Source organism: Streptomyces sp. Y309 (assembly GCF_056712025.1).
This window is the reverse complement of the sequence record NZ_CM160048.1, coordinates 637,055-651,455: the sequence shown is the minus strand read 5'-3', so window position 1 is coordinate 651,455 and position 14,401 is coordinate 637,055. Positions and strand designations below refer to the sequence as shown.

Annotated in this window: 1 protein-coding gene; it reads left to right on the top strand. The window is 69.4% G+C overall.

The window, feature by feature from the left end; genetic code table 11:
- Window positions 1-21 precede the first annotated feature (21 nt).
- Window positions 22-14,346 carry a type I polyketide synthase gene (locus tag AC0KTA_RS02370; RefSeq protein ID WP_481053393.1) on the top strand — a complete coding sequence of 4,775 codons (14,325 nt, stop codon included), beginning with the start codon at window positions 22-24 and terminating at the stop codon, window positions 14,344-14,346.
- Window positions 14,347-14,401: the final 55 nt, after the last annotated feature.

Here is a 14,401-nt window from a genome sequence, read left to right as displayed (position 1 = left end):
GTTGGAAGTGTGGAGCTACTGATGGCTACGTCCTCCGAAAGAGTTGTCGAAGCGCTGCGCGCTTCTCTGCGGGAAAACGACCGCCTCAAGCAACAGAACCAGCGTCTGGTCGCGGCCTCGAAAGAGCCCATCGCCATCGTCGGTATGAGCTGTCGCTTCCCCGGGGGCGTGCGCACCCCCGAGCAACTCTGGCAACTCGTCGTGGATGGCGTCGATGCCATCTCCGAGTTCCCGACCGATCGCGGTTGGGAGAACGAGACGCTGTACCACCCCGACCCGGACAACCCGGGGACGAGCTACACCCGTGAGGGCGGCTTCCTCTACGACGCCGACGAGTTCGACCCACAGTTCTTCGGGATGTCTCCGCGTGAGGCGCTGGCGACCGATCCACAGCAGAGGCTGCTGCTGGAAGCCTCGTGGGAGGCGTTCGAGCGGACCGGCATCGACCCCGTCTCCCTGCGCAGCAGGCCGGTCGGGGTCTTCGTCGGCACGAGTGGCCTGGACTACGCGACCCATCTCTATGAGGTGGGAGGCGAACTCGAGGGCTATCTGACGGGCAGTGCGGCCAGCGTGGTGTCGGGCCGTATCTCCTACACCTTCGGCCTCGAAGGGCCCGCGGTGACGGTGGACACGGCGTGTTCGTCGTCGCTCGTCGCTCTGCATCTCGCGGTGCAGGCGCTGCGTCAGGGCGAGTGTGACCTGGCGCTTGCCGGTGGTGTGTCGGTCATGTCGTCGCCCGGTTCGTTCATCGAGTTCAGCCGGCAGCGCGGGCTGGCGGTCGATGGCCGGTGCAAGCCGTTCGCGGAGGGCGCGGACGGTACGGGCTGGTCCGAGGGCGTGGGTCTGCTGCTGGTGGAGCGGCTGTCGGACGCGCGGAAGAACGGCCACCCGGTGCTGGCGATCGTGCGCGGTTCGGCGGTCAACCAGGACGGTGCGTCCAACGGCCTTACGGCGCCCAACGGTCCGTCCCAGCAGCGGGTCATCCGCCAGGCGCTGGCGAGTGCCCGTCTGGCGGCCACCGAGGTGGACGCGGTCGAGGCGCACGGCACTGGTACGACGCTGGGTGACCCGATCGAGGCGCAGGCGCTGCTGGCCACCTATGGGCAGGGGCGGTCCGAGGAGCAGCCGCTGTGGCTGGGGGCCATCAAGTCGAACATCGGGCACACACAGGCCGCCGCCGGTGTCGCGGGAATCATCAAGATGGTGATGGCCATGCGGCACGGCATCCTGCCGAAGATCCTGCATGTGGATGAGCCATCGCGGCAGGTGGATTGGTCGGCCGGTGAGGTGCGGCTGCTGACCGAGGCCACCGAGTGGCCCGAGACCGGGCAGCCGCGCCGGGCGGGTATCTCCTCGTTCGGGCTGAGCGGGACCAACGCCCACACCATCATCGAGCAGACGCCGGAGGCCGACCTCGATGAACAACATGAGGCAACCGCCCCCCAGGCCGACGCGGCGAAGCAGCCCGCCGTCCTGCCGTGGCTGGTGTCCGGTAGGAGCGCGGAGGGGCTCAGCGCCCAGGCGAGCCAGCTCCATGCCCACATGAGTGCGCATCCGGAGTTGTCGCCGGCCGATATGGCCTTTTCCCTGGCCACGACCCGTTCGGTTTTCGAGCACCGCGCGGCCGTGGTCGCCGAGGATCGTGATGGCCTCCTCCGCGATCTGGAGGCTCTGGCCAACGGCGAGAACGCGGCTCAGGTCGTCCAGGGTGTGGCACGGATCGAGGACACCCTCGCGTTCCTGTTCTCGGGGCAGGGTGCGCAACGCCTGGGTATGGGGCGGGAGTTGTACGAGGCGTTCCCGGTGTTCGCCCGTGCGCTGGACGATGTGTGCGCGCATCTGGATGTCGTACTGGACCGTCCGCTGAAGGACGTGATGTTCGCGGTGGAGGGCGGTGCCGACGCCGAATTGCTGGACCGGACGGCGTTCACGCAGCCCGCGTTGTTCGCCGTCGAGGTGGCGTTGTTCCGGTTGCTGGAGCACTGGGGTGTCACCCCGGATGTGCTCATCGGGCATTCGGTGGGTGAGATCGCTGCCGCGCATGTGGCGGGGGTGTTCTCGCTTCAGGACGCGTGCACGCTGGTCGCGGCGCGTGGCCGGCTGATGCAGGCGCTGCCGGAGGGCGGCGCGATGGTGGCGGTGCAGGCGTCCGAGGAGGAGATCGCCGGATCGCTGGCCGGTCGTGAGGCCGAGGTGAGCATCGCGGCCGTCAACGGCCCGACGGCCGTGGTCATCGCCGGTGACGAGGCCGCCGTACTGGAGATCGCCGGACAGTGGGAGCAGGAGGGCCGTAAGACGCGTCGGCTGCGGGTCAGCCACGCCTTCCACTCGCCCCGTATGGACGCGATGCTGGACGACTTCCGCCGTGTCGTGGAAGCCCTGTCGTTCGCCTCGCCCTCCATCGATCTCGTCTCCAATGTCACCGGCAAGGTGGCGGACGCGGAGGTGTGCTCGCCGGACTACTGGGTGCGCCATGTCCGGGAGGCGGTGCGGTTCGCGGACGGTGTGCGGACGCTCGACGCGCAAGGCGTGACCACCTTCCTGGAGGTGGGCCCCGACGGTGTGCTCTCGGCGATGGCGCAGGACTGCCTGGCAGAACGGGCCGAGTCCGGCTCGGCGCCCGTGGTCGTGCCGGTGCTGCGCAAGGACCGCTCGGAGGCCGTCGCCCTGACCACGGCGCTGGCTCGGCTGCATGTTCATGGCTCCGTTGTCGACTGGCGGCCGGCGTTCGACGGTCTCGAAGCTCGCAGGGTCGACCTGCCGACATACCCGTTCCAGCGTCAGCGCTACTGGATCGAGAAGTCCGCCGACGGACCCGGTGTCGATGCCGGCATCCGGGACGAGGTGGACGCGTGGTTCTGGCAGGCCGTGGAGCGCGAGGATCTCGCATCGCTCGCCAAGACGCTCGACTTCGATGACGAGGCGACGCTGGGCGCGGTTCTGCCCGCGCTTTCGGCGTACCGGCGCAGCAGCCGTGACCAGTCGACCATTGATGGTTGGCGTTATCGGGTGTCGTGGAAGCCGGTTGGGGATGTGGCCGGTGGGTCGTTGTCGGGGACGTGGCTGGTGGTGGTTCCGGGGTCGTGTGCCGGGGACGAGTTGGTGGCGGGGGTTGTTTCGGGGCTTGAGCGGCATGGTGCGGGTGTGGTGTCGCTGGTGGTGGATGAGGGGGATCTTGAGTCGGGGGTGCTGAGCGGGCGGCTGCGTGAAGTCCTCGCTGCTGCGCCGGAGTTGGGTGGTGTGGTGTCGCTGCTGGCTCTGGATGAGGGGTCGTGTCCGGGGTATCCGGAGTTGTCTGCTGGTTTTGCTTCGACGTTGACGTTGGTGCAGGCGTTGGTCGAGGTGGATACCGAGGGCTTGCTGTGGTGTGTGTCCCGAGGTGCGGTGTCGGTGGGCCGTTCCGAGCGGCTCAGCCGTCCGGCGCAGGCCATGGTGTGGGCGCTGGGCCGGGTGGCCGCGCTGGAGCATGCCCGGATCTGGGGTGGTCTGGTTGATCTGCCCGAGGTGCTGGATGAGCGTGCGGTCGCGCGGCTGGTGGGCGTGCTGTCTGCCGGGGTCGGCGGGGCCTCCAGTGTCGGTGGGGCCGTTGAGGATCAGGTCGCGGTGCGTGGCTCTGGTGTGTTCGTACGTCGTCTGGCCCGGTCGGCGGCGTCTGTTGCTGATGTGGCGTCGTGGCGGGTGCGTGGCACGGTGTTGGTGACTGGTGGTACGGGTGCGCTGGGTGGCCGGGTGGCCCGCTGGCTGGTGGGCAACGGTGCCGAGCATGTGGTGTTGACCAGCCGTCGTGGTCTTGAGGCGCCGGGTGCACCGGAGTTGTGTGCGGAACTCGAAGCGCTGGGTGCCCGGGTGACGGTGGCGGCGTGTGATGTGGCCGATCGTGAGCAGTTGGCGGCGGTGCTGGAGGCGGTTCCGGAGGAGTTTCCGCTGAGGGCTGTCTTCCATGCGGCGGGTGTGGAGCAGGCGGCGGAGCTTGCGGGCATGGGGCTGGCGGATGCGGCGTCGGTGGTGTCGGGCAAGGCGGCGGGTGCCGGGCATCTGGACGCGTTGCTGGGTGATCGTGAGCTGGATGCGTTTGTGGTGTTCTCTTCGATCGCGGGTGTGTGGGGCAGTGGTGGTCAGGCTGCTTATGGTGCGGCCAACGCTTATCTGGATGCGTTGGTGGAGGATCGTCGCGGTCGGGGTCTTGCTGGTACGGCTGTGGCCTGGGGGCCGTGGGCGGAAAGCGGTATGGCCACTTCGGAGGGGATGGAAGGGGAGCTTGGCCGTCGTGGCCTGGCGGTCATTCCTCCGACGCTGGCCCTTGCCGCGCTGCATGGAGCGGTTGCGGGTGATGACGGTGTGGTGACGGTCGCTGATGTGGACTGGGAGCGGTTCGCCCCCTTGTTCACTCTGGAGCGGCCGAGCCCGTTGCTCGCTGACCTGCCCGAGGTTCGGAGGGCACTCGACACCGCGAGCTCGTCCGGCCAGGCAGGCGACACTTCGACGGATTTGCGACGGCGTCTGGCAGGGCTGACCGAGGCCGAGATCGACCGGACCCTGCTCGACCTCGTACGTGGCCAGGCCGCGGCGGTGCTCGGTTTCGCGGGTGCCGAAGTGGTCGAGCCGGGGCGGGCGTTCAAGGAGCTGGGTTTCGACTCGCTTACGGCGGTGGAGTTCCGTAACCGGTTGAACGCGGAGACGGGGTTGGTGTTGCCGGCCACGTTGGTCTTCGACTACCCGAGTTCTGTGGTGCTGGCCGGTCATCTGCGTGCCGAGGTGCTGGGTACGCGGGGGGCGGTGGCTGTGCCTTCGGCGGTGGTGGTCCCGGTCGATGACGACCCGATCGCGATCGTCGGGATGAGCTGCCGCTTCCCGGGCGGCGTCGGAAGCCCCGAGGACCTGTGGCGGCTCGTGGCCGGTGGTGGTGACGCCATCTCCGACTTCCCGTCCAACCGTGGGTGGGACGTGGATGGGATGTATGACCCGGATCCCGAGCGTCTGGGCACGTTCTACGCGCGCGAAGGTGGATTCCTGCACAACGGGGGCGAGTTCGACGCGGGGTTCTTCGGGATCTCGCCGCGTGAGGCGCTCGCCATGGATCCGCAGCAGCGGCTGCTGCTTGAGACGTCCTGGGAGGCGTTCGAGCGGGCCGGTATCGCTCCCACCTCCGTACGTGGCCGCCAGATCGGCGTGTTCGTCGGAGCCGCGACCTCGGGCTACGGAGTCGGGCACGACGGCGCGGCCGGGGAGCTGGAAGGGCAGATCCTGACCGGCAACGCGACATCGGTCGTGTCAGGTCGTATCTCCTACACGCTGGGTCTTGAGGGGCCCGCGCTGACGGTGGACACGGCGTGCTCGTCGTCGCTGGTCGCCCTGCACCAGGCCGCGCAGGCGCTGCGCCAGGGCGAGTGCGAGATGGCGCTCGCCGGTGGTGTGACGGTGATGGCCACGCCCGGTGCGTTCGTGGAGTTCAGCCGTCAGCGTGGGCTGGCCCCCGATGGCAGGTGCAAGCCGTTCGCGGACGCCGCGGATGGTACGGGCTGGTCCGAGGGTGTGGGCATGCTGCTGGTGGAGCGGCTGTCGGACGCCGAGCGCAACGGTCACCAGGTGCTGGCGATCGTACGGGGCTCGGCCGTCAACCAGGACGGCGCCAGCAACGGTCTGACCGCGCCCAACGGGCCGTCGCAGCAGCGGGTGATCCGGCAGGCCCTCGCCAACGCCGGAGTGTCGGCGGCCGATGTGGACGTGGTGGAGGCGCACGGTACGGGTACGTCGCTGGGTGACCCGATCGAGGCGCAGGCGCTGCTGGCCACGTACGGCCAGGAGCGCCCGGAGAACCTGCCGCTGTGGCTGGGATCGCTCAAGTCGAACCTCGGTCACACGCAGGCGGCCGCCGGTGTCGCCGGTGTCATCAAGATGGTGATGGCGATGCGGCACGGCGTACTGCCGAAGACCCTTCACCTGGACGAGCCTTCACGGCAGGTGGACTGGTCGGCGGGTGAGGTGCGGCTGCTGACGGAGGCCACGGAGTGGCCCGAGACCGGGCAGCCGCGCCGGGCCGGTGTCTCCGCCTTCGGCGTGAGCGGCACCAACGCCCACACCATCATCGAGCAGGCCCCGCCGGTCGAGGACGAGGCGGAGCCCGCCCCGGCGGCCCCGGTCGAGGATCACGGCATCGTGCCCTGGGCGCTTTCCGCCAGGAGCGCGGAGGCTCTGCGCGCCCAGGCCGAGCGGCTGCGGTCGTATCTGGTCGAGCGTGCCGAGCTGGGCGCGCTGGATGTGGGCTACTCGCTGGTGGCGACCCGCGCGGTGCATGAACACCGCGCGGTGATCGCGGGTGTCAACCGTGCGGAGTTGCTACGCGGCGTCGAGGCTGTCGCGACCGGTGAAGTGGCCCCCGGAGCGGTTCAGGGCGTCGCGAACGCGTCGGGTGTGATGGCGTTCTTGTTCTCGGGTCAGGGTGCGCAACGCCTGGGTATGGGGAGGGAGTTGTACGAGGCGTTCCCGGTGTTCGCCCAGGCTCTGGACGAGGTGTGCGCCCATCTGGATGTGCTGCTGGACCGTCCGCTGAAGGACGTGATGTTCGCGGCCGAGGGCGGTGCGGACGCCGAACTGCTGGACCGGACGGCGTTCACGCAGCCCGCGCTCTTCGCCATCGAAGTGGCGTTGTTCCGGCTGCTGTCGGCGTGGGGTGTGGCACCGGATGTGGTGATGGGTCACTCCATCGGTGAGATCGCCGCCGCGCATGTGGCGGGGGTGTTCTCGCTTCAGGACGCGTGCACGCTGGTCGCCGCCCGTGGCCGGTTGATGCAGGCGCTGCCGGAGGGTGGCGCGATGGTGGCGGTGCAGGCGTCGGAGGAGGAGATCGCGGCGTCGCTTGCCGGTCGTGAGGCCGAGGTGAGCATGGCCGCGGTCAACGGCCCGAACGCTGTGGTCATCGCCGGTGACGAGGCCGCGGTGCTGGAAATCGCCGAACAGTGGTCGGAGCGAGGCCGTAAGACCCGCCGCCTGCGGGTCAGCCACGCCTTCCACTCGCCGCGCATGGACGCGATGCTCGGCGACTTCCGCAAGGTCGTCGAAGGGCTGTCCTTCCAGACGCCGTCGATCGCGCTGGTGTCGAACGTGACGGGTGAGGCGGCGAGCGGCGATGATGTGTGCTTGCCGGAGTACTGGGTGCGGCATGTGCGGGAGGCCGTGCGGTTCGCGGATGGGGTGCGGGCTCTTGAGAAGCTGGGCGTGACCCGGTTTGTCGAGGTCGGCCCCGACGGTGTGCTGTCCGCCATGGCGCGCGACTGCCTGAGGGCGGACGCCGGTTCGGCCTCGGTCGTGGCACCCGTTCTGCGCAAGGACCGCCCGGAGGTTCAGGCGCTGACGGCGGCGCTGGCCGAACTCCATGTGCACGGTGTCGAGGTGGGCTGGGAGCAGGTCTTCGCCGGGCGCGGTGCGCGGACGGTGGAGTTGCCGACGTACGCCTTCCAGCATCAGCGCTTCTGGCTGGAGGACCGTGCGCAGGCTTCGAGCGGTTCCGCCGCGGACTCGGTGGACGCGCGGTTCTGGGACGCGGTGGAGCGCGAGGACCTGGAGACACTGGCAAAGGCGCTGGACGTCGACGGGAGCGGTTCGCTGGGCGAGTTGCTGCCCGCGCTGTCCTCCTACCGCCGTCAGCAGCGCGACCGGGCCACGGTCGACGGCTGGCGTTATCGGGTCTCCTGGAAGCCGGTCCCGGAGGCGGCGGCGGGGACGCTGGCGGGCACCTGGCTGCTGGCGGTGCCCGCCGGGCTCGCGGACAGCGAGCTCACCGTCACGATCACGCAGGGGCTGGAGAAGTACGGCGCTCGCGTCGTACCGGTGTCGGTCGACGGCGACATGGACCGCGATGGGCTCGCCGAGGTGCTGCTCAGTGCGCTCGGCGATGAGTCCGACGCGAGTGTGTTGTCGTTGCTCGCGCTGGACGAGGAGCCGATGGCCGGGCAGCCGGTGGTCGCCGCCGGACTCGCGCTGACGCTGCGGCTGGTGCAGGCCGCGGCCGGGTTGGACGTGGGCCTTCGGCTGTGGTGTGCCTCGCGGGGCGCGGTGTCGGTGGGTCGTTCCGACCGGCTCGCGAGCACCGCGCAGGCGCAGATGTGGGGCCTCGGCCGGGTGGCGGCGCTGGAGCACCCGCAGATCTGGGGCGGGCTCGTCGATCTGCCCGAGACGCTGGACGAGCGCGCCGTGTCGCGGCTGGCCGGTGTGCTGTCCGCGGAGGGCGGCGAGGACGAGACGGCGATCCGGGGCTCTGGTGTGTTCGGCCGGCGGCTGGTGCGTACGGCGTCGATGGGCGGCGAGGCATGGCGGCCGAGTGGCTCGGTGCTGATCACCGGTGGTACGGGTGCGCTGGGCGCACATGTGGCGCGCTGGGCGGTGCGTGAGGGTGCCGAGCATGTGGTGCTGACCAGCCGTCGTGGGCTCGCGGCGGAGGGTGTCTCCGAGCTGAGGGCGGAGCTGGAAGGGCTCGGCGCCGCCGTGTCGGTGGTGGCCTGTGACGCCTCCGATCGGGATGCGCTGGTCGAGGTGCTGGCGGGGATTCCCGAGCGCTTCCCGCTGCGTGGTGTGGTGCACGCGGCCGGTGTGCTGGATGACGGCGTCCTGGACGGTCTGACCGTCGATCAGCTCGCCGGGGTGCTGGGGGCGAAGGTCGAGGGCGCGCGGCTGCTGCATGAGCTGACGGCCGACCTGGAACTGGACGCGTTTGTGCTGTTCTCGTCGTTCGCCGGCGCGGTGGGCGGCGCCGGACAGGGTGCCTACGCGGCGGCGAACGCGTATCTGGACGCGCTGGCCGTGGTGCGCCGTGGTGCCGGTCTTGCCGGTACGGCGGTGGCCTGGGGACCGTGGGCCGAATCCGGTATGGCCGCGAGCGGCCGCGCCGGGGAGCGGGTGCGCGGTGGCGCGGTGTCCGCGATGGCCCCGGCGCTGGCGATGGACGCGCTGAGCTGGGCCGTCGGCCAAGAGGAGGCGTCGCTCGTCGTCGCGGACGTCGACTGGGAGCGCCTGGCCCCGTCGCTGGCCGCCGCGCATGGCGGCACTCTCGTCAGCGGCATCCCCGAGGCGCACAAGCACCTGGCCACGGACGACGGCGGCGCCGGTACGGAGGCGGCCACCTTCGCCGGGAAGCTCGCCGGACTGTCGGCGGCCGAACGCAACGAGGCCGTGCTGGAGCTGGTCCGCGGCCAAGCGGCCTCGGTGCTCGGCCACACCTCGGCGGACTCGATCGAGCCCGGCCGCGCCTTCCGCGACCTCGGGTTCGACTCCCTCACGGCGGTCGAACTGCGCAACCGGCTGGACCTCGCGACCGGCCTGCGCCTCCCGGCGACGCTCGTCTTCGACTACCCGACCGCCGCCGAACTGGCCGACTACCTGGACGCCGAGGCGTTCGGCACGGCCCAGCCGGCCCTCGACACCGCCCAGCCGAACGCGGTGGCCGTGGACCACGACCCCATCGCGATCGTGGCGATGAGCTGCCACTTCCCCGGAGACGTCCACACACCGGAGGACCTGTGGCGGCTGGTTGCCGAAGGCGCCGACGCCATCTCCGAATTCCCCGCCGACCGCGGTTGGGACCTCGACGGGCTGTACGACCCCGACCCCGAGCGGCTCGGCACGTCCTACGCCCGCGAGGGCGGCTTCCTCTACGGCGCCCCGCAATTCGACGCCAGGTTCTTCGGGATCTCCCCACGTGAGGCGCTGGCCATGGACCCGCAGCAGCGGCTGCTGCTGGAGACCTCGTGGGAGGCGTTCGAGCGCGCCGGTATCGCTCCCGAGTCGCTGAGGGGCGCCCGGGCGGGTGTGTTCGTCGGGACGAACGGCCAGGACTACGCCGGATTGTGGGTGGACTCCCAGGGCGACCTCGAAGGCCACTTGGGCACGGGCAGCGCGGCCAGCGTGGTATCGGGGCGCATCTCCTACACCTTCGGTCTCGAAGGGCCCGCGGTGACGGTGGACACGGCGTGTTCGTCGTCGCTGGTGGCGCTCCATATGGCCATGCAGGCGCTGCGCCATGGCGAGTGTGACCTGGCCCTTGCCGGTGGTGTGTCGGTGATGTCGACACCCGGCGCCTTTGTGGAGTTCAGCCGTCAGCGTGGGCTGGCCCCCGATGGCCGGTGCAAGCCGTTCGCGGACGCCGCGGATGGTACGGGCTGGTCCGAGGGTGTGGGCATGCTGCTGGTGGAGCGGCTGTCGGACGCGCGGAAGAACGGCCACCCGGTGCTGGCGGTCGTGCGTGGTTCGGCGGTCAACCAGGACGGTGCGTCCAACGGCCTTACGGCGCCGAACGGTCCCTCTCAGCAGCGGGTGATCCGGCAGGCGCTGGCGAGTGCCCGTCTGGCGGCCACCGAGGTGGACGCGGTCGAGGCGCACGGGACGGGTACCACACTGGGTGACCCGATCGAGGCGCAGGCACTGCTGGCCACCTATGGGCAGGGGCGGTCCGAGGAGCAGCCGCTGTGGCTGGGGGCCATCAAGTCGAACATCGGGCACACACAGGCCGCCGCCGGTGTCGCCGGCATCATCAAGATGGTGATGGCGATGCGCGAGGGCGTGTTGCCGAAGATCCTTCACCTGGATGAGCCGTCGCGGGAGGTGGACTGGTCGGCGGGTGAGGTGCGTCCGCTGACCGAGGCCACCGCATGGCCGGAAACCGGCCGTCCGCGCCGGGCGGGTATCTCCTCGTTCGGGCTGAGCGGGACCAATGCCCACACCATCATCGAGCAGGCGCCGGAGGCCGGGCAGCCCGCGGCATCGGACGCCGTGGCTCCCGCTTCCACTCCGGTTTCCGCTTCCGCGACCGTCGGGTCGTCGGCAGTGGTGCCGTGGCTGGTCTCGGCCAAGAGCCAGGAGGCGTTGCGGGCACAGGCCGGGCGGCTCGCCGCGCATGTGGCGGCCCGGGGCGACCTCGGTGTGCTGGATGTGGGGTATTCGCTGGCGGCCAGGTCGGTGTTCGAGCACCGTGCCGTGCTGGTCGGCGAGGACCGGGAAGCCCTTCTGCGTGGTCTTGAGGCCGTGGCCGGGAGCGGAATCGCTTCCGGTGTGGTCCAGGGGCAGGCGGTGTCGGGCGGTAAGACGGCGTTCCTGTTCTCGGGTCAGGGTGCGCAACGCCTGGGTATGGGGCGGGAGTTGTACGACGCCTTCCCGGTGTTCGCCCGCGCCCTGGACGAGGTGTGCGCCCATCTGGATGTGCTGCTGGACCGTCCGCTGAAGGATGTGATGTTCGCGGCGGAGGGCGGTGCGGACGCCGAGCTGCTGGACCGGACGGCGTTCACGCAGCCCGCGCTGTTCGCCATCGAAGTGGCGTTGTTCCGGCTGCTGTCGGCGTGGGGTGTGGCACCGGATGTGGTGATGGGTCACTCCATCGGTGAGATCGCCGCCGCGCATGTGGCGGGGGTGTTCTCGCTTCAGGACGCGTGCACGCTGGTCGCCGCCCGTGGCCGGTTGATGCAGGCCCTGCCCGAGGGCGGCGCGATGGTGGCGGTGCAGGCGTCGGAGGAGGAGGTCGCCGCCTCATTCGCCGGCCGTGAGCACGAGGTGAGCATCGCGGCGGTCAACGGACCGACGGCAGTGGTGATCGCCGGGCACACGCAAGCGGTCCAGGAGATGGCGGACACCTGGACGGCGAAGGGGAGAAAGACTAGGTGTTTGCGGGTCTCACATGCGTTTCACTCTTACCTCATGGACAGTATGTTGGACGAGTTCGGCCAAGTGGTCCGTGAGGTCTCTTTTGAACCGCCGACCATGGCGCTGGTTTCCAATGTCACTGGCAGGCTGGTCTCGGAGGGGGAGACGTGTTCTCCGGATTATTGGGTCCGGCATGTGCGTGAGGCGGTTCGGTTCGCGGATGGGGTTCGTTCGCTTAAGGCGTTGGGCGTGACAAGGTTCTTGGAAGTCGGTCCGGACGGTGTGCTCACCGCCATGGCCCAGGACTGCCTCGCGGAAAACGCCGAGGACACCTCGGCGGCGGTTCTGGTCCCGGTGCTGCGCAAAGAGCGACCCGAAGCAGGGGTTTTGATGACGGCGCTTGCCGAACTGCATGCACACGGTGCCACGGTGGGCTGGGAATCGATATTCGCCGGACATGGTGCCAGCAAGGTGGAGCTGCCCACATACGCGTTTCAGCGTGAACGGTTCTGGCCTGAGGTATCCGCGTCCGGCGGCGGCCGGAATTCCGGTTCGACGGCCGCGGACTCGGTGGACGCGCGGTTCTGGGAAGCGGTCGAGCGCGAGGATCTCGAAGCGCTCGCCCAGGCGCTCGACGTCGATGGCAACGCACCGCTGAGTACGGTCATGCCCGCGCTGTCCGCATATCACCGGAGCAACCGCCAGCAATCCACGATCGATGGTTGGCGTTATCGGGTGTCGTGGAAGCCGGTTGGGGATGTGGCCGGTGGGTCGTTGTCGGGGACGTGGCTGGTGGTGGTTCCGGGGTCGTGTGCCGGGGACGAGTTGGTGGCGGGGGTTGTTTCGGGGCTTGAGCGGCATGGTGCGGGTGTGGTGTCGCTGGTGGTGGATGAGGGGGATCTTGAGTCGGGGGTGTTGAGCGGGCGGCTGCGTGAAGTCCTCGCTGCTGTGCCGGAGTTGGGTGGTGTGGTGTCGCTGCTGGCTCTGGATGAGGGGTCGTGTCCGGGGTATCCGGAGTTGTCTGCTGGTTTTGCTTCGACGTTGACGTTGGTGCAGGCGTTGGTCGAGGTGGGTGCCGAGGTGGGTGCCGGGGGCTTGTTGTGGTGTGTGTCGCGTGGTGCGGTGTCGGTGGGGCGTTCGGATCGGCTTGCGGGCACCGTGCAGTCGCAGGTGTGGGGTTTGGGCCGGGTGGTGGGGTTGGAGCACTCGGGGCTGTGGGGTGGTCTGGTTGATCTGCCTGAGGTGCTGGATGAGCGTGCGGTGGGGCGGTTGGTGGGTGTGCTGTCCGGCGGGGCCGGTGAGGCTGTCGAGGACCAGGTCGCGGTGCGTGGCTCTGGTGTGTTCGTACGTCGTCTGGCCCGGTCGGCGGCGTCTGTTGCTGATGTGGCGTCGTGGCGGGTGCGTGGCACGGTGTTGGTGACTGGTGGTACGGGTGCGCTGGGTGGCCGGGTGGCCCGCTGGCTGGTGGGCAACGGTGCCGAGCATGTGGTGTTGACCAGCCGTCGTGGTCTTGAGGCGCCGGGTGCACCGGAGTTGTGTGCGGAACTCGAAGCGCTGGGTGCCCGGGTGACGGTGGCGGCGTGTGATGTGGCCGATCGTGAGCAGTTGGCGGCGGTGCTGGAGGCGGTTCCGGAGGAGTTTCCGCTGAGGGCTGTCTTCCATGCGGCGGGTGTGGAGCAGGCGGCGGAGCTTGCGGGCATGGGGCTGGCGGATGCGGCGTCGGTGGTGTCGGGCAAGGCGGCGGGTGCCGGGCATCTGGATGCGTTGCTGGGTGATCGTGAGCTGGATGCGTTTGTGGTGTTCTCTTCGATCGCGGGTGTGTGGGGCAGTGGTGGTCAGGCTGCTTATGGTGCGGCCAACGCTTATCTGGATGCGTTGGTGGAGGATCGTCGGGGTCGGGGTCTTGCTGGTACGGCTGTGGCCTGGGGGCCGTGGGCGGAAAGCGGTATGGCGGCCGGCGACGGTGGCGGTCAGTTGGCCCGTCGTGGTCTGCCCCCGATGGCGCCCGGTCTGGCTCTTGCGGCGTTGCAGGGAGCGGTTGCGGGTGATGACGGTGTGGTGACGGTCGCTGATGTGGACTGGGAGCGGTTCGCGCCCGCGTTCACGGTGGGGCGGCCCAGTCCGCTCCTCGGTGAACTGCCCGAGGTCGTATCGGCCCTGGAGCAGGCCCGTGCCGCCGAGGAGAGCCATGCCGAGGACGGATCGCGCCTGAGGGAAAGGCTCCTCGCGCTGGCTCCGGGCGAGCGGCAGCGCGCTGTGCTCGACCTGGTGCGCGGTCACGCGGCGGCGGTTCTCGGATTCTCCGGTATGGAAGGCGTGGAATCCGACCGAGCCTTCAAGGAATTGGGATTCGACTCACTCACGGCGGTAGAATTCCGAAACCGGCTGAACTCGGACACCGGGCTGCGGCTGCCAACCACACTGGTCTTCGACTACCCCAACGCAAAGGCTCTGGCAGAGCATGTAAGAGCGGGTGTCCTGCCCGACGAAGGGGTATCCGCCACTCCGCTGATCGCGGATCTGGAAAAACTCGAGGCATCACTTTCCACGGCTGAGCCGGACAATGCCGAGCGAATGGCCATCGCGGCCCGACTCCAAGTACTCCTCGCCAGACTGAATGGTGACGAGGGCGGAGCGAAGGACGCTGAGAGCATTACGCAGCGGCTTGACGGGGCGTCCGACGACGATCTCTTCGATTTCATCGAGAACGAGCTCAGCTAAAACGTGAGCGCCGAGGTGCAGTTCTCTGGCCTCCTTTCATTCTTCAGTCTTCTTT

What these genes read in the sequence shown, in the direction of transcription:
- AC0KTA_RS02370 (WP_481053393.1), top strand. Translation starts at nt 22, where the DNA reads ATGGCTACGTCCTCCGAAAGAGTTGTCGAAGCGCTGCGCGCTTCTCTG.